General features: G+C 41.6%; 13 protein-coding genes. 7 read left to right on the top strand and 6 right to left on the bottom strand.

The window, feature by feature from the left end; translation table 11 throughout:
- Positions 1–21 precede the first annotated feature (21 nt).
- Complete coding sequence (gene fdhF, locus QZ998_RS14665; protein WP_296561585.1) at positions 22–2,697, bottom strand: formate dehydrogenase subunit alpha; 2,676 nt, start codon at positions 2,695–2,697, stop codon at positions 22–24.
- A gap of 581 nt (positions 2,698–3,278) precedes the next feature.
- Here fdhF and QZ998_RS14660 point away from each other — a divergent pair.
- On the top strand, positions 3,279–3,896 hold the full coding sequence (locus tag QZ998_RS14660) for a molybdenum cofactor guanylyltransferase (RefSeq protein WP_296561584.1): 618 nt from the start codon (positions 3,279–3,281) through the stop codon (positions 3,894–3,896).
- 120 nt (positions 3,897–4,016) lie between these two features.
- A complete protein-coding gene (gene fdhD, locus QZ998_RS14655) occupies positions 4,017–4,838 on the top strand; it encodes a formate dehydrogenase accessory sulfurtransferase FdhD (RefSeq protein WP_296561583.1) in 822 nt (273 codons plus the stop codon).
- Between the two features lie 165 nt (positions 4,839–5,003).
- Here fdhD and QZ998_RS14650 read toward each other — a convergent pair whose 3' ends face one another.
- Both QZ998_RS14650 and QZ998_RS14645 read right to left on the bottom strand, forming a co-directional pair.
- Positions 5,004–7,211 (bottom strand): heavy metal translocating P-type ATPase, encoded by a 2,208-nt coding sequence (locus QZ998_RS14650; RefSeq protein ID WP_296561582.1) that lies wholly within the window; start codon positions 7,209–7,211, stop codon positions 5,004–5,006.
- Positions 7,212–7,235: 24 nt separating this feature from the next.
- Entirely contained in the window at positions 7,236–7,547 is a 312-nt protein-coding gene (locus tag QZ998_RS14645; protein ID WP_296561581.1) for a metalloregulator ArsR/SmtB family transcription factor, read from the bottom strand.
- Positions 7,548–7,751: 204 nt separating this feature from the next.
- Here QZ998_RS14645 and QZ998_RS14640 point away from each other — a divergent pair, with 204 nt between their 5' ends.
- The 4 genes from QZ998_RS14640 (at position 7,752) to QZ998_RS14625 (ending at position 10,411) form a co-directional block, all read left to right on the top strand.
- On the top strand, positions 7,752–8,909 hold the full coding sequence (locus QZ998_RS14640; protein WP_296561580.1) for a uroporphyrinogen decarboxylase family protein: 1,158 nt from the start codon (positions 7,752–7,754) through the stop codon (positions 8,907–8,909).
- An 11-nt stretch (positions 8,910–8,920) separates the two neighbouring features.
- Positions 8,921–9,073, top strand: coding sequence for a hypothetical protein (locus QZ998_RS14635; protein WP_296561579.1), 153 nt, complete (start codon positions 8,921–8,923; stop codon positions 9,071–9,073).
- A gap of 361 nt (positions 9,074–9,434) precedes the next feature.
- Positions 9,435–9,962 (top strand): DUF308 domain-containing protein, encoded by a 528-nt coding sequence (locus tag QZ998_RS14630; protein ID WP_296561578.1) that lies wholly within the window; start codon positions 9,435–9,437, stop codon positions 9,960–9,962.
- Positions 9,963–10,126: 164 nt separating this feature from the next.
- Positions 10,127–10,411, top strand: a complete 285-nt coding sequence (locus QZ998_RS14625) for a hypothetical protein (protein ID WP_296561577.1) — start codon at positions 10,127–10,129, stop codon at positions 10,409–10,411.
- Positions 10,412–10,575: 164 nt separating this feature from the next.
- Here QZ998_RS14625 and QZ998_RS14620 read toward each other — a convergent pair whose 3' ends face one another.
- The gene (locus QZ998_RS14620) at positions 10,576–11,673 is read right to left on the bottom strand and encodes a 6-phosphofructokinase (RefSeq protein ID WP_296561576.1); all 1,098 of its coding nucleotides are present in this window, start codon (positions 11,671–11,673) and stop codon (positions 10,576–10,578) included.
- A gap of 398 nt (positions 11,674–12,071) precedes the next feature.
- Here QZ998_RS14620 and QZ998_RS14615 point away from each other — a divergent pair, with 398 nt between their 5' ends.
- A complete protein-coding gene (locus QZ998_RS14615) occupies positions 12,072–12,890 on the top strand; it encodes an ion transporter (protein ID WP_296561575.1) in 819 nt (272 codons plus the stop codon).
- Between the two features lie 281 nt (positions 12,891–13,171).
- Here the strand turns inward: QZ998_RS14615 and QZ998_RS14610 are convergent, their stop codons facing one another.
- Both QZ998_RS14610 and QZ998_RS14605 read right to left on the bottom strand, forming a co-directional pair.
- Positions 13,172–14,731 (bottom strand): HD domain-containing phosphohydrolase, encoded by a 1,560-nt coding sequence (locus tag QZ998_RS14610; protein WP_296561574.1) that lies wholly within the window; start codon positions 14,729–14,731, stop codon positions 13,172–13,174.
- Positions 14,732–14,763: 32 nt separating this feature from the next.
- Positions 14,764–17,370, bottom strand: coding sequence for a CheR family methyltransferase (locus tag QZ998_RS14605; RefSeq protein WP_296561573.1), 2,607 nt, complete (start codon positions 17,368–17,370; stop codon positions 14,764–14,766).
- Positions 17,371–17,555: the final 185 nt, after the last annotated feature.

Genomic DNA, 17,555 nt, shown 5'->3' with positions numbered 1-17,555 from the left:
TTGAGTAAAACAGATATTTTTTTATTTGGTAATGCGAACTTTCGACACTTTTAATGGTGGAATTTTGGCAATTGGATCGACTGTACCACCGGTCAGGCAGTTGGCTCCGCTATCGCCGTAGTGGAAAGGCATAAACAGGTTGTTTTCCATGATCCCCTCATTAAAGCGGGCCTTGGCAAAAACACTGCCCCTTGGCGAAGTGACATTGATCACATCACCTTCGGCGATTCCAAATTCTTCAGCTTTAGCCGGATTGATTTCGACAAAGGCATCGCCAGCAATCACTTCGATACCTGGTGTCCGTTTTGTCATGGTTCGGGTATGATAATGTTCAAGAATTCGACCGGTCATTAAAATCAGCGGGTATTCTTCATCAGCCTGATCTTCTGGTGGAATATAATCGGCAATCATAAAGGCTCCCAAACCTCTGGTGAATTTTCCGGCATGAAGGAATTTCGCCCCTTCAGAATCCTTGCTAAAACATGGCCATTGGATGCGATCGCCATTTTCCAGTCGCTGATGTGATACGCCCGTATAGTTTGGCGTTACCGCAGCAATTTCATCCATAATTTCTGAAGCACTGTTAAAATCAAAACCTTTAGCGCCCATTTCCTTAGCGATCATGGCAATAATTTCCCAGTCACTTTTTGCTACCCCAGGCGCTTCAACCGCTTTTCTGACAAGCTGAATCCGGCGCTCAGTATTAGTAAAGGTTCCATCTTTTTCAGCATAAACAGATGCCGGTAAAACAACATCGGCATATTCAGTCGTCTCTGTCTGGAAAATGTCCTGAACCACGATAAAGTTAGCCTTTTCCAGCGATTTTCTGACATGATTGGTGTTTGGATCTGAAACCATCGGGTTTTCACCCATGATATACAAGAATTTAATGGTATTGTCGCCAACGCCGTTGATAATTTCAGTTAAGGTTTTTCCCACGTTTTGAGGCATTGTTACGCCCCAGGCGGCTTCAAACTTTTCAATAACTTCGGCATTTGCGACTTTTTGATAACCGGGCAGATCACTTGGTAAGGCTCCCATATCACAGGCGCCCTGAACATTATTCTGACCACGCAGCGGATTAACGCCACAGCCCTCGCGACCAATTTTTCCGGTCAGCATCGCTAAGTTAGCGGTCGTCATAACGCCATCGGTACCGGTATTAAACTGTGTAAGACCCATCGAATAGAAGATTCCGCCTTTATCCTTAGTGGCATATAGCTCTCCCGCTTTTCGCATTTCAGCTGGATCAACACCACAAATTTCGGCACATTCTTCAACGGTAATGGTATTCATAAATTCGATAAAGGCCTCGTAACCTTCAGTTCGTTCGGTGATAAAGTTTTTATCTTCAAGGCCGGCATCAAGAATAGCTCGCATCAGACCATTAAATAAGGGAACATTTGTCCCTGGTTTGATCTGCAAATAGACATCTGCATAGTTAGCCAGTTCAATTTTTCGCGGTTCGGCAACAATCAATGCCGCACCCTGCGCTTTTCGTTGTTTTATTCTTGCCCCGATAACCGGATGCGTCTCGGTTGTATTAGAGCCCGAAACAAGCATAACATCCATCATGTCTATTTCTTCAATACTATTTGTCATCGCGCCGCTACCAAACGATTTGGCCAAACCAGCTACCGTTGCTGCATGACACAAACGGGCACAATGATCGACATTATTTGTTGCTCCCACCGTTCTGATAAACTTCTGGAAGACATAATTTTCTTCGTTAGTGCATCGTGCTGAGGACAATCCGGCTACCGCCTGTGGTCCTTCGGCCTTTGCTTCGTTTAACTTTTTAGCCACTAATGCAATCGCTTCTTCCCAGCTTGCTTCTTGCAAGACCCCATCTTTTCTAATCAGGGGTGTTGTCAGTCGATCTGGACTGCTAACGAAATCATGCGCAAAACGTCCTTTTACACATAACATATTATCGTTTACATCACCCTCGGTGCTAAATACGTCAGTAATTTTATTATCAATTACTTTTAGATTCACGGTACATCCGACGCCACAATAGGGACAAACTGTTTTAACATGTTTGGCATATTTAAAGGGCTTGAACTGCTTAGGTGCTAGTGCTCCGGTTGGACATACAGCGATACAATTTCCACAGCTGACACAGTCGGTTTCTGCTCTTGGTAAATTATCAAAGGTTTTAATGATATTATCTTTTTCCGGATCGAACGCCGCTAAAATATGACTGCATTGTAAGTGATCACAGGCTTTGATACAGCGGCCACAAAGCACACACTTGCCGGGATCATAAAAATAAAACGGATTAGAATCGTCCAACGGTCGCTCAGCATAACCCGGTGTCCCTTCTGCCTTGTAGGTATCAAAATCAATCAAGTTTGCATTATTTTCGACAAAGAAACAGGTTTCATATTTGTAACACGCCATACAATCAAATTTATGATCGACCATCAATGCTTTTAGTGCCTTACGTCGCTCGTTTCGTACTACAAATGTATCGGTATTAACCACCATACCTTCAGCAACTTCAGTTGAACAAGCTTTCTCTAATTCTTTTGAACCCACGACTTCTACCAAACACATCCGACACGTTCCATCAGGAGTGAAATCTTTAAAACTACACAGAGTCGGAATCTCAATGCCTATGGAACTCGCTGCTTTTAGAATTGTTGTTCCTGGTTCGACATTGATGTTCTGCCCATCAATTATTAAATTAACCATCTTTTTCCCCCTATTTTTTAGTACCCTAATTATAATAGAAATATTCCGATTTGTCATTGATAATTTTTTAACAAATTTCCGTCTTAAGCATTCCGTAAAATTTTCCCCTCCTAAAAATGCCTGTTTGCCCTGTTATTCTTATTTCAAGCGTCCTAAAAATGGTTTAAGGCTTTTCTTATTCCGATTATATTTTTCCTATTTTTTCTCTGTTTTTTTTCTGTTCTGTTTTTTTTACGATTTACCTATACTTAATTGTCCTCGTTTATCGATAACAGCCCCTAAAAACCTTTATTTTTCGTAAAAATCCTATTTTTACCATATCTCCATGATCTTGTTGCTCGATTATTTCAAGGCTGCTTTTTAATAATCGCAGCAATTTTATCTCTCTTATGGCAAAATTCCGGATATTTAAAATCTGGGCAGTATTTTAGAACACTATAAAACATTTCATAACTTTGCGAAAAACATCAATGACAAATCTAAAAATTTAGAATATAATGAAAATCTGAAAACTAGAATAATTTATTTATGGTTAGTTTAGCCATTGCTGGCAACACGTATGTGTCGGAGAGGAAATGATCATGGACAAAACAAAAACAGCTGCAATCCTTGTTGGCGGACAAAGCCAGCGGATGGGATATGACAAAAAAAAATTACGGATTGAAGGCGAAAACATTTTAAGTCAGATCGTCAAACAACTTTCAAAAGACTTTGATGATATTATTGTTGTCGGCTGTAACCGCCAAGATATTCCTACTATTTCTGGTTTAAGCGGTGTTTACCCGGACGTCCTGGAACTATCGGCCTCACTGGTTGGTATTTATTCGGCACTATTACAGTCGCAATCACAGTTTCTATATGTCACAGCCTGTGACATGCCTCATTATAATAGCGATTATGTCAAATACATGATCCGCATCATTAACGAAAGCACGGGGATTTCTGGCTGTGTTACGCGCTATGAAGAATGGATCGAACCATTTAATGCTTTTTACAGTATTGAACTGATTCCCAGAATTCAAAAATTTCTCGACTCCGGCCGAAAAAGTATTTATAAGTGTTTTGAAGCCGAAAATTTGCATTATGTCGAGGAAAGTATTGCCCGCAGTTATAGTCCCGGTTGGGAAATGTTCAGTAATTTAAATACCCCGAGAGAATTAAAAAACCATATCCGACGTTCAAAAAACGTTAAAAAATAATGCTTTTTAATAACTATTCAGCATGTATAAAATTCGAATTATTCATAAATTGCGGCGCTGTAAGACAAATCCTTCACCAAAGCATTGCTCACAGCATTCTAAACAGAAGAGGACAATTACGTGAAAATCATTAACGAAGCACTTGATTTAGAATTAAAAGAAGCTTTTTCAATCGTACGAATCCGTCTAAACGCCAACGATCAGCCGAGTCACGAAGACCTTAATGACAGTGTCATTACAGAGCATCACCTAAGCTGTTACATTAATGAACAATTGGCTTTTAAGCTGGTTTGCACCCCGGAAAAACTTGATGCATTGATCCTCGGTTACCTGTTTAGTGAGGGTTATATCGATCATTTAGATGATATCGACTTTATTTATATTTGCAAAAGTGGTGAGCGGGTTAAGGTTCAATTAAACAAAATCATTTCGCTAAATAGCCTTGATCATGATACCACCAGTGCCTCAATTTCTTGTGGCAATAATAAAAAGATCAGGCAGGCCGCACAAATCAGCACACTTAAATCATTGCCAGCGCATCCCTGCTCCGAAGAGACAATTTTTAAACTAGCCAACAGCTGCAACCGAAATGCTGCTTTATTTAATGAAACGGGTGGGACACATTGTGCTGCGCTGTCCGTTGACGACAACGAAATATTGGTCTGTGAAGACATTGGTCGCCATAACGCCGTTGATAAGACAGTCGGTATGGCCTTGACTGACAATCAGGACTTCAGTCACGCTGTCCTTTTTACAACCGGTCGGATCCCTTCTGATATGGTTATTAAAGCGATTCGTTGCGGTATTCCGGTGATTGCTTCTCATTCTGCGCCAACTAATGCTGCCATTGAACTGGCTCGTCAGTTTAATCTGACATTGATTGGCTTTGTTCGTGGCAAACGTCTTAATATTTATGCTGGTGCTCTTGGCAAGCCGATCTGATAAATTTTTTAAAGCGTCGATAACCGCAGCTTGCGGTTATCGACGCTCTTTTTTATCTCAAAAAAGCACTGCCGTTTAGACTCCTATCACGCGCTAGCATAATCGCCAAAAAGCACAGCACGGCAAAATTTGATCAAATTTTGCCGTGCTGTTAGATCATTAAGCTTAATATCGGTTTTTCTGCCAAAATCCCCGATAACGCAGAATCCGGCTGGTATTTAGAATCGTCAGAATGGCCGCACCAACATCGGCAAAAATAGCCAGGTACATTTCCCCCATCCCAAAGAAGGTCAGCGTCAGCACAGTGATTTTAATCCCCAATGCCAAAACAATATTCTGAATCATAATCCGTCTGGTATATTTGGCAATATCGACCGCTTTGGTAATGTCCATTGGATCATCCTTCATCAGAATAATATCAGCTGCCTCAATGGCGGCGTCCGAACCCAAGGCTCCCATCGCGATCCCGGCATCGGCCATCGCCAGAACCGGGGCGTCGTTCATCCCGTCGCCGACAAAGATGGTTTTTCCATCCTTATTCTCCGCCTTGATTTTCTCAAAGGCAGCGACCTTATCCTGAGGCAGGCAATCGCCCATCACCTCATCTAAGCTTAACTTTTTCCCGACCTGGTTGGCAACGCTGGCGTTATCGCCACTAAGCATCACTGTTTTTTTGACACCCAGCCGCTTTAGCCCCTGTAAAGCCGACAGCGCATTTTCTTTAACCTGATCACCTAGTACCAGGTATCCGGCCAGTTTGCCATCAATGGCAAGATAAACCAGGGTGCCCTCTTCATCACTGCCGTTGACCTCAATCTGATGATCGCGCAACAGGCTTCTATTGCCGGCCAGGATTATCTGGTCATCGACCTCCACCCGGGTTCCTTTGCCAGGAATTTCAGCGTAATTTTTTAACCGCGTTTCATCAACTTCCTGCTGGGCATAGGCGGTGATCGCCTTGCCGATGGGGTGGTTAGAATAGTGTTCTCCGGCAGCGGCGGCCGCAAGCAGCTCGGCTTCGGAAAACCCTGCTGCTGGCGCGGTTTTGAGCACCTTGAATTGGCCCTGGGTGAGGGTTCCGGTCTTATCAAAAACAAACACATCAGCCTGATAAAGGACATCTAAATAATTCCCACCTTTAATCAAAACGCCTTCCTTAGAAGCCCGGCCGATCCCGCCAAAATAACTGATTGGAATCGATAAAACCAGTGCACAGGGACAAGAGACTACCAAAAAGATCAAACTCTGATAGAACCAGGTTTGCCAGGACGCCCCGGGAATTAAAAGCGGCGGGAAGATTGCCATGGCAACGGCGGAAAATACTACAATCGGTGTATAATAGCGCGAAAATCGGGTTATGAATTTTTCGGTTTTTCCCTTTTTATCACTGGCTTCTTCAATCAGATGCATGATTTTCATGGCGGTGGAGTTTTCATAGTCTTTGGTAACCAGAACCTTTAAAACCGCATTGCCATTAATCATCCCACTTAAGATTTCATCGCCCTTTTCAACCTTGCGGGGATAAGATTCCCCGGTCAGTGGTGAGGTATCAAGATGGGAAAGCCCTTGCATGATGATTCCATCAGCGGGGATTTTTTCACCGGGTTTAATCACCAGCACATCGCCTACCTTAACCGCTTTAGCATCAATAACCACCTCGCCTTCGGGGCCTACCCGATTGGCGGTGATGGCATTAAAACTGATCGTTTCAGCAATCGAACGGCGGGCATTATCAACGGCGCGATCCTGGAAATATTCGCCGATCCCGAAAAAGATCATGACCCCAGCGGCTTCCGGCCATTCGGTTAAGACTAGCGCCCCAAAGGTAGCAATCGTCATCAGAAAATTTTCATCAAAAATCTGACCCCTTCCGATATTTCGAAAAGCCAACAAAATAACCCGATAACCAGCCAATAAGTAGGCTCCCAGAAAAACTCCAACGGTGACCATTTCGAGATTGGCCGGAACCAATGCTTGGAGCACAAAGCCTAGTAAAAATAATCCAATCGCGGAGATCAGCTCAAACTTCTGCCGCTTATCCATATCTCCCAGCGAACCTGCATGCGAATGTCCTGAGAGTCGCGATTCTTCTTCCTGATACTGTCCCTCGCCATGTCCATCACAGCCACAGGGTTCCACTGCTGCCGACTGTTTCCGGTTTTGAGAAACCACGACATGGGGTTCTAGCGAGTGAACCAGTTTGACAATGGCATCATAGGTTTCCTCCTGAGCAAAGCCTTCCCCTTCGTCAATCACCAGTGATCCGGTCGCTAGGGACAAACTGGCTTCTCTGACATTTGGCATTTTGCCAACCAACTTTTCTATTTTTCCTGCACAATTGGCGCAGTTCAGACCTTCTAAAAATACTCGCATTCCGCTAACCTCTTTTCAATATGCCTAGTGATGACTTAAATGGGTAATCGTTAAAAGTACAATCACTTCCACATGGGCATCATCCAGGTGATAAAATTTCATTTGACCTTCTTTTCTGTAACTGATGATCCGTTTGTCTTTTAAGATCCTTAATTGATGGGACACCGCCGTCCGGCTGACATCCACCAGGCTGACAATATCATTCACACACAGCTCGCCATTTTCAAATAGCGCACTAACGATTTTTATCCGGGTGGGATCCCCCAGCACCTTAAAAAATTCGGCCACCTCAAACAAGGTTTCTTCGGTATGATCGTTTTTCAAAACTCTATCCATCTTTTCTCCTTAATATGTGAACACTTGCTCACTTATTAACTTAATAATAGCATATTTTTTTTACTGAATCAAGCACTATTTTCACGTCCGATTTTTCGCATTTTTTCAACTCAATAAATATTGACAATTGTCAAAAATAATGATAATTTGAGCCTGTATAATATTTTTAGAAGATTTCAATTATAAGGATAAAGGGCGATATAAATGAGTGATACCAAAGGATTATTAAACGAACGATTGATCCGCATTGAAAAAGCAATCAATCTTGAAAAACCAGACCGGATCCCAATTTTCGCCTTAAACAGCCCCGAGGTGGCAATTGATTATTGTGGCCGTCACCTTAAAACGGCGACTTGGAATCTGGAGGTTCTCAGGGAATCACTACCCATTTATTACCGCGATATGAAGGTCGATGGTGCGCTATCAACTTTTTTACGCTGTCCGGGGATATACACGACCATCGGCTCTCAGAATTTCGTTCCGAATAAAGACGGGTTTATGCAACACCCTGAGGTCTGCGGTATGTTAGAGAGTGAATACGAGGAACTCATTAAGGATCCTTTTAAGACCCTGGTAGAAAAGGTTCTGCCCCGTCAATACAAGGCCTTTGATCAGCCCGGGATGCTGGGGGGACTCAATCTGGCCAAGGGTGCCCTCAGTCATCAGCGCCATAGCCGGATGCTTCGGGAAATCGATAGTCACTGCAGTGCCACGGTGGGAGTTCCGATTATTTCCGAAAACATGATTCAAGCCCCTTTTGATTTTCTGGCCGATCAGCTCCGCAGTTTTATCGGCATTTCGGTGGATATGCATCGCTGTCCCGAGCTGGTCGAGCAGGCCTGTGAAGCCCTGTACCCACTGCTGCTGCGATGGGGGGTCACCAGCTACTCTGGAGCGCCCAAAAGAATCCCAGCCATCTTTATGCCCCTGCATATGCCCTCATTTTTAAACCCCAAACAGTTTGAACGCTTTTACTGGCCAACCTTTTCGCGCCTGGTCAACACCCTAACCGGCATGGGCTATACGGTGGCCTTGTTTATCGAAGGTAACTGGTCAAAACGATACGATTATCTGGCCAGCCTAAAACCCAATGTAGTGGGAATTTTTGAGTATGGTGAAATGAAGACGATCAAAGAAAAGCTCGGCAAGACCATGTGCATCATGGGTAACTACCCCATTGGCGCGCTGAAATCCCAGTCCACCGAAGCCTGCATTGATCTGGCCAAAAAGATGATTGATGAAGGCGCCCCCGGCGGTGGCTATATTTTTACCACCGGAAAATCGATTCTTCGGGGGACAGGCCTGGATCTGGAGAAACTCCAGGCGGTTCATCAGTATGTAATCGATCATGGAAAATATTAACGAGGTGTCAAATGGAAACCATTAAATCTGAGTACCTGGACTATTTTGAAAGCTATGCGGCCCGTCATCCGGAATTGACACAAGAGGATGCGGCTATTATGGCTGATCCCTGGGATCTCAATGAGGATATGATATTGGCTTATGTTTTGTCCTTATTGATTTAATGCACGGTCTGAATATAAGGTCGTTTATTTATGGCGCAAAAAAGCAGCGATGAGCCTGACCATCGCTGCTTTTTGATTCGGGTATAAATTAAAAGGTGTTGGCTTCAATTTAAAGCGCCTCTTGACCTGCTTTATTAAATCCACCAGCGATAGACAGGTGTGGTTCAATCATTAACATTTTTTGTCTCCTTGTAGTTTTATTGCCATTTAATATCTTTTTATGAATCTTATTTTCTCATTCATATTTTTCATAATTATCAGTACTCTACATTTCTTATAATTAACTTGATTATCTTTTCTAAATATTATAAAATATCCTTGAACGAATTAACCAAATATTTAATCTTGAAAGGAAAAAAAGATGAATGATTTTCTAAAAATGTCCAAAACATTGGGGATTGTTGTCGCCCTCCTGATGATCATCCTTGGCGGCCTGATCTTTTTTGCGCCGATGTTCGCAGCCCAAATGATCATGTGGTTTTTTATTGCCGGATTGCTTATTTACGGGGTTTTTCACATCGTTGTGTTTGCCAAAAGTGAGATCAAGAAAGGCTGGAGCCTGACCTCCGGTATCTTGGCAACCTTACTCGGGGTTCTGCTGATCTTCTCTGACCCATTGTCGCGGGCTAGCACCTTGGCGTTTATGCTGGCTTTTATTGCTTTATCTACTGGCATGAACCAGATCGCCGCTTCAGCGGTAATGAAAAAACAGGGTGCCGCCGGAACTGGCTGGCTACTGGCTTCAGGAATCATTAACATGTTCTTATCTATTTTCCTGATTTTCAATCCCTTTGTGATGCTGCTGGGCTTTGGCATCATTGCCGGGGTATATCTCATCTTTGGGGGAATCGCCCTGTTTGCCGAAAGCATGTCCACCAATGTTTTATAATCTCTTGGATGTCTCACTGAGGCATCCTTCTTTTAGAACCGATCCAAAGACCCTCGATATATTTCTTCCCATTTTGTAAATAAAACTTGTTTATTTGTGGCTGCGCTCCTATAATTGATTTATCAGTCTGATCTGACTGAAATAACGTAAAAGAAGGTAATACCATGAAGAAAAGCGAATTAATTACAATCTTTAACACGGTACAGGAAAAATTTGAAGATGCCATCACCGAAGAATTTTTTCTTCAACGTCTGAAACCTTATGCTGATGAAAATGGTTTTGTCGATTACCACAAGCTGGCCATGTTCGCCCATAATGAGTCGCTGGCCTCAGCAAAAGGTTTCTTTTTCGAAATACTTTCTGAGATTCTGGTGGATGAAGACGATGTCGTTCTTGAAGAAACCGTTGAGACAAGCGCTGACGAAGCTCCCGAAGTAACACCGGAATAAGTTCCTTTTTCACAAGCTTTTTTTGACACTGACTAATTGTTTTAACACCTTTATTATTACTAAACCGACCAGCCAGAACACTTTCTGCCCGGCCGGTTTATTTTATTTTTTTGTTCGGAAATAAGATCAGTCATAACAGATCGCGGTTTTGTGAAAACCCGCTGCTAGTCGCCGAAAGAAATACCCAGGCTTTTTGCCACATGAATCAGCTCAGAATCAACATCAACCAGCTTGTTCTTAATGGTTACTTCTTCGAGCGATGCCTCACTCATCTTGCCATCCTGAATTGCCACCATATATCCAAATTTACCCTGCGCAATCAATTCCACCGCAGCCACTCCATAACGGGTTGATAAGAGCCGGTCATAGGCTGACGTGATGCCGCCCCGCTGCAGATGACCCAGAACCGTATTTCTAATTTCATGACGGGATATTTTTGCTTCCAGGGCCAACGCCAGCTTATTGCCAATCCCCCCGAGCCGAACCGGATCAGGCGAATTACTAACTATTTTCTGAATCGTCAGCTCACCGCCTTTTTCCATCGCTCCTTCGGCTACGACAATGATACTAAAGGGCAAACCACGTTGGCTACGCTCATTTAATTTGGCGATAATAGCATCCAAGGAAAAGGGAATTTCCGGGATCAAAATAACATCGGCAGAACCGGCAATCCCGGCATGAAGACCAATCCAGCCCGCGTTTCGCCCCATCACTTCAAGAATCATAATCCGATGGTGGGATTCAGCCGTCGTATGGAGCTTGTCGAGGGCATCAACCACGACATCGACGGCCGAATTAAAGCCAAAGGTGACATCGGTTTTGGACAGGTCATTATCGATCGTTTTCGGTACCCCGATAACATTAACGCCTTTCCGGGCAAAATCCCTGGCACTAGCCAGGGTGCCGTCCCCACCGAGGACAACCAGCACATCGACGCCTTCTTTTTTCAGGTTTTCGATCGCCACATCAGAAACATCTTTTCTAACACACTGGCCATTCTCTTCCACCTGGTAGTCAAAAAGATTATCCTTATTTGAACTGTAAAGAATGGTACCCCCTTTATGGAGGATTCCCGAAACAACCTGAGCATCGAGTTTAATAAAATCATTGTCGTACAAACCCCGGTAGCCGAACTTGTAGCCAATAACCTCATAGCCATAATTGGCAATGGCGGCTTTAGTCACTGCCCGGATTACCGCATTCAGGCCGGGACAGTCGCCACCGCCTGTTAAAATCGCAATTTTCTTAACCTTATTATTCATCAATTTTCTCCATTTCTTGTAATTCTGATTTTAGAATTTTCAGGGCATGATTAACATTTATTTCATTCTGTCATACCCATTTTTTGCCTTGGGATATCGATGCAACTAAAAAATGATAGCAATCCCTTAGATTGTGATTGTCTAATAGTAATATTATATGCGAGCAACCACAAAATTACAAAGAGTATCGTGTGTTTCAGCAGTTTTTTTGATGCTTTGACAGAACAAAAGAACCTGCTTCACGGTTACTGGCGGGAGTTTTGCTAACCCCTTTTTAGACTCTGATGCTGCTTGTCAAACCATCAGCGCTGCACTTTTGCAAAAATTTATGCTATAATCAAGTCGGAACCTGCGATCAATTTTACGGTTCTCACAATTAGAATATTATGGAGGCTTTTATGGATACCTACCCCAAAGATTGGAAGCAAAAACTGAATCAAATCATCAATGGCTTTGACACTCCCCTGGGTCGAGCCTTTGACATTGCCTTGATCTGCTCCATTTTGATCAGTTGTTTTTTAATTATCATCGACAGTATTGCCGCGATCCATGCGACTCTTGGCGGTACCATTTTAATATTGCAGAATTTTTTTCTGCTTATCTTTACCATCGAATATTGTCTTCGGCTGATCGTCACAACCAAAAAACGCGATTATCTTTTTAGTTTCTATGGCATTGTCGATTTCATTGCCATTGCGCCAATATATCTCAGCTTCTTTATTTCGTTTGGTAGCTTCCTGCCGATTATCCGGATCCTGCGACTATTTAGACTATTTAGCATCTTTAAGATGGGTCGCTACATTGACGAATCCGGCGCCTTGTTAAAAGCCCTGCGTGCCAGCAAAACTAAAATTAGCGTCTTTCTCTTCACGCTCTTGTTTATTATCATCATTGTCGGCGCGCTAATGTATGTTATTGAAGGTCCTGAACACGGCTTTGTCAGCATTCCCGAATCGATGTATTGGGCAATTGTGACCATCTCAACTGTGGGTTACGGGGATATTTCACCTCAAACCGAGCTGGGTAAATTTCTTGCCAGCGCTCTGATGCTAGTCGGTTATGGGATCATCGCGGTACCGACCGGCGTTATTACCAGTGAGCTTTCTTATGTCTCACATAAAAAAGAACCCCGATCAGGTCAAAGCTGTCCAATCTGCGGCCATTCAAAACATGCCCAGGGTTCCCAGTATTGTAATCAGTGTGGGAAGAAGCTGTAAAGATTTTCCCGCAGCCTCGGCATTTGAGTCGCCGGATCACCATGATCTGCTAATCACCGTTTTCGTCGATTACGCTTCTTTTTCGGCTGCATAGACTTTCAGATCATTCCCACAACAGTGACAATAACTTTCTTAGCTATGTAATTATGGGCTAACAAAGTAATCCTCGAAGGGAGCTGTGATGCGTTTATAACGGTTTAATAAGATGCTTAAAGAGCTAGCTAAGAGAATACACCCGCAACCTGATAGTCGTTTTTTCTTATTGCAAGATATATCTTGGATCACCGATGGCTAATTACCTTTTCGATAAAGAGCGTGACCAGATGACTGTCAAATTGTTTACCACTGCCACTAATTAACTCTTCGACTGCCTCATTTATTGACAGCGATTGTCGATAAGGTCGATCACTGATCATCGCATCAAAGGCATCGCAAATACAAAGTATTTTAGCTTCAATACATATTTGATTGTTATGAAGTTGCCTGGGGTAACCTGTGCCATCTATTTTTTCATGATGCGACAACACCATTTCAGCGATTTCCGCAAAGGAACCAGACGTCATCAGAATGCGATAACCAATTTCAGAATGCTTCTTGACTTCAAAATACTCTTCAGCTGTTAATTTTTGATTTTTTTCGATAATCCTATAGTCTATCGCAATTTTTCCAATGTCGTGCAAGAGACCCGCTGTTTGAAGATTAACTAAGACATTGTCCTCTAAGCACAACGCCTTTCCCAACTCTAAAGCATAATGACTGACCCGTTTTGAATGCTCTTCTTCACCAGGATGTTTTTCGTGCAAGGTAGCACTAATCCCCTCAATCACCTTTCTTCGTTGACTCGTGTGATTAATGAGTTTATTATTGTACATTTGATCTTCTGCTTTTTTAATCAAACCATCAATCGGTTCATCAATATTTTTTTTAACACTAAAGCCAAACGCAACCGATAAGACTAAGTCTTCAATGCCTATTTGATTGGTTAATTGCTCGATCCGATGGATGAAGTCCTTAATTTCTAATTCTGAAGTTTTGGGAAGAAGGATGACAAACTCATCGCCACCTTGTCTTGCTATCACATCATCTTGCCGACAGCTTTTTCGCAAAACATTTGCCGTTTCAATAAGCAATCGGTCACCTTGGTGATGCCCAAAAGCATCATTTACAAGTTTCAATCCGTTAACATCGGCTAAAACAATGCCTAAGGGGAGGTTACAGGTGGTATCCAATCGACTAAGTTTTTCCTCAAAAAAACGTCGATTATATAGACCCGTTAGTTGATCATGATAACTTAAATATTCTGTTTTCTCTTTATAATTACGTTCTTCGGTAATATCAATTAAGGAACAGCGAAATATACTACCCTGGTTATCTTTAACAATATTACAAAACATTTTAAAACTGATTATTTTTTCATTAATCGTCATATCTACAAATCCGATTACTGTCTCATTATTTACATCATTTCTTTTGAGTTGCTGGTGAACAAAATATAAGGCATCTTGAGAAGAGGGACAAATATAGTCTGTCAGTGATTTGTTGACCAAAGAATATCCTTCTTTGAACAAGGATTTAAAGGCGTCATTATATTTCTTGATTTTTAATTCTTCATCTAATATCAAGTAGCAAATCGGTGCATCCATAAATAACCGTTCATACTCAAGATGTTTCTTTTCAAGGTCACGGTTAATTCTTTTTAATTCTTCATTTTGATAACTCAATTCTTCATGATAGACCGACAGTTTTTGAACAATTTGCTCTTTGGTATCCTTTTCAAATTCCGCAACATTCAGCTCTTTTTCCTTTAAGACTTGCCATATCCTTCGGTTGATTTTATCCATATCATTGCTCCTTCACTCCTGATACTTCCTACTTATTGCGGGTTTTCATCTTTAAGACGGCTCACTTCGGTAACAGTCCCCATTAACTTGACAGGTTTTCCATCAAGGTCTCTTTCAACAATGACGCCTTGATCATGGTACCATCCATAGGAGCCATCTTTTTTCAAAACTCGATAGGTCGTGTTCCATTGCGATGTTCTACCTTCTAAATGATCTTTCATACTTTGCATCGTAGTGTCGTAATCATCAGGATGTATTAAGCTGCAAATTTCATAAACATCATTGGGAAATTCTTCTTCCGTGTAACCAAGCATTGTTGCTTTATTGGGCGAATAATCAACATGACCTGTCACAACATAATATTCCCACCAAGCAATATTATTAATGCGAAGCGCCATATCTAACCGCGCATTAGATTCTAACACACAATTTCGCTCGAAACTCAAGGCATTAATGTCAACAAAGGTCAATATAATACCATCGACAGCATTGAATTCGGTACGATAAGGGCGAATTTTTGTCATCCAGGTATTTCCTTTATTATCTGTAATTTCCTTTTCGATCCCGGTCAGCGTTTCGATGACCGTATTGATATCCTCGATAATTTCTGGATAGTTATCCATAACTAAAAAGTGTGAAATCGGACGACCAATATCGGATTCAATAATATTCGTTACTTTGGCAATATTGGGTGTAATTTTTCGGATGCATAGTTTTTGGTCCAAATAAAGAGCAACCACTTCAGTGTTTTTTATTAAATTATTCAGGTCATTCGTGAGCTTTAGCAGTTCTTCGATTTTTGACTGATACTCATTATTCACTGTGTAAAGTTCCTCATTAACTGACTGTAATTCTTCGTTGGTGCTTTGTAATTCTTCATTAGAAGCAATCAGCTCTTCGTTTGAGGATTGTAATTCTTCATTGGAGGTTTCAAGTTCTTCAATTGTTGCCTGTAAACCTTCTCTAGCGACTTGCAGTTCTCCTTCAAGTTCATTAAACCGGTCTTTTACTTCGACTGACATGTCCAGGCTAACAATATTTTCATCTTGCCCGATATCTTGGCTAACAATAAAGCTAATGAGATAATAATCTATCTTGCTTTCTTCGATCACCCGACCCTTAATCGTTAGCAATTGGTTTTCGTGTTGAAAAATATTAATGTTTTGGAGCGACACCTCGTTTCTATCTTCTCTGAGCCTTCTAATAATATTATTAACAAATAAGGATAATTCCTTGGACATATTGGAATTGAAATTCTGTGAGAAATTACCAGGTTGGGTGCTAATAAATGACCCCACTTGATTAATCACTTGAATAATATTATCGTTTCTATCAATGATAACCGAAGGGGGCAAAGTAGCCGAAACAACCGCAGAAAGGAGCTTATCAATTTTTATCCGATTTGGTGGTATGATATGGCTCCTCTGGTCAAAAGCGTAACGGCTTTTACTATACTCATCTCCATAGACAATCTGCGTATCTAGTGGCAGTTGATAGCCTTCTTTATACTGATAAATTTTCCATTTGCTATCAACAGTCTTGTAAGCTGAACTCATATCCCCTAAGGACTCACTGCTACCTAAGAACAAATAACCATCTGGACTTAAAGAATAATAAAAATTGGCCAGAACTTTTTGCTGACGTTCGCTCTTAATATAAATAAACATATTTCTGCAAATAAGCAAACTTAATTTAGAAAAAGGGGGGTCTTTAAGAATATTATGATTGGCAAATACAATCATTTTTCGGATGCTATCTGAAATCTGATAGCCATTTTCTTTTTTAATAAAATATTTAGCTATTAATTCGGGTTCTACCTCGGCAACGAGGCTGTCCGGATAATAACCAATACTGGCGATTTCCAAAGCTCTTGAGTCAACATCGGTAGCAAATATCTTGATCTCACAGTCAATCTGAGCGTTCTCTAAAAACTCACTGAAAAGCATTGCCAATGAATAGACTTCTTCTCCCGTAGAACAAGCAGCCGACCAAATCCGAATTGCTTTTTTCGAGTAATCGATCTGCGGCAAAACATTTTCCTTTAGGCTTTTATAAGCTTCTTCATCTCTAAAAAAAGCGGTTACCCCAATTAGCAATTCCCGTTGCAGAATTTCTTTTTCTCGATCTGACTCGGTAATGATTTGGATATACTCACTCAAAGAATTAATACGATTAATTTTAATGCGCCGATCTAACCGACGAATAATAGTCGCTTCTTTATAAAGCGAAAAATCAATTCCACAATAATTTCTAAGAATTATGTAGATTCGAGTTAACTCATCGATTTCATCAGTGACTTCTTTGTTACGAATCAAATGATCTAGCGGTGATGGATGACAAATATAATTTAGCAATTCTTCGGCCATCACTTTGGGTGGCAAAATATAATCAACAAGACCTGTCGCAATCGAACTTCTGGGCATACCATCAAATTTTGCCGTTGCTTCTTCTTGAACCATAACCATGCCACCGACTTCTTTTATCGCCCGGATCCCTAAGGTACCATCACTTCCTGTTCCCGACAAAATTACTCCAATCGCTTTTTTCTCCTGATCTTTTGCAAGTGATTTAACCCGGATTTCGAGTAACAGGGTCTGCAGGCCGCAAAAATACAGCATTCCCCGTTTTTTTTCTGTCACTACCTTCTTTCATTCACTGAGGTTTTCCGGCGTTTAACCAAAATTTTTAGATAAAAAAATAGCTCAAAGTTTAACTATCCAAAATAGATAGTTAAACCTTAAGCTACGTCGCTTATAAAATTGCCTCGTTGCAATTTATAGTTTAAATGCAAATGAAGTTTTTGTTCCTTCACTTCCTGTTTCAT

It is taken from the genome of uncultured Acetobacterium sp., from assembly GCF_927416815.1.
GTDB lineage: Bacteria > Bacillota > Clostridia > Eubacteriales > Eubacteriaceae > Acetobacterium.
Note: the sequence above shows the minus strand (reverse complement) of the source record. Positions and strands in the feature narration are given on the sequence as shown.

What these genes read in the sequence shown, in the direction of transcription:
- fdhF (WP_296561585.1), bottom strand. Translation starts at nt 2,697, where the DNA reads ATGGTTAATTTAATAATTGATGGGCAGAACATCAATGTCGAACCAGGA.
- QZ998_RS14660 (WP_296561584.1), top strand. Translation starts at nt 3,279, where the DNA reads ATGGACAAAACAAAAACAGCTGCAATCCTTGTTGGCGGACAAAGCCAG.
- QZ998_RS14650 (WP_296561582.1), bottom strand. Translation starts at nt 7,211, where the DNA reads ATGCGAGTATTTTTAGAAGGTCTGAACTGCGCCAATTGTGCAGGAAAA.
- QZ998_RS14645 (WP_296561581.1), bottom strand. Translation starts at nt 7,547, where the DNA reads ATGGATAGAGTTTTGAAAAACGATCATACCGAAGAAACCTTGTTTGAG.
- QZ998_RS14640 (WP_296561580.1), top strand. Translation starts at nt 7,752, where the DNA reads ATGAGTGATACCAAAGGATTATTAAACGAACGATTGATCCGCATTGAA.
- QZ998_RS14635 (WP_296561579.1), top strand. Translation starts at nt 8,921, where the DNA reads ATGGAAACCATTAAATCTGAGTACCTGGACTATTTTGAAAGCTATGCG.
- QZ998_RS14630 (WP_296561578.1), top strand. Translation starts at nt 9,435, where the DNA reads ATGAATGATTTTCTAAAAATGTCCAAAACATTGGGGATTGTTGTCGCC.
- QZ998_RS14625 (WP_296561577.1), top strand. Translation starts at nt 10,127, where the DNA reads ATGAAGAAAAGCGAATTAATTACAATCTTTAACACGGTACAGGAAAAA.
- QZ998_RS14620 (WP_296561576.1), bottom strand. Translation starts at nt 11,673, where the DNA reads ATGAATAATAAGGTTAAGAAAATTGCGATTTTAACAGGCGGTGGCGAC.
- QZ998_RS14615 (WP_296561575.1), top strand. Translation starts at nt 12,072, where the DNA reads ATGGATACCTACCCCAAAGATTGGAAGCAAAAACTGAATCAAATCATC.
- QZ998_RS14610 (WP_296561574.1), bottom strand. Translation starts at nt 14,731, where the DNA reads ATGGATAAAATCAACCGAAGGATATGGCAAGTCTTAAAGGAAAAAGAG.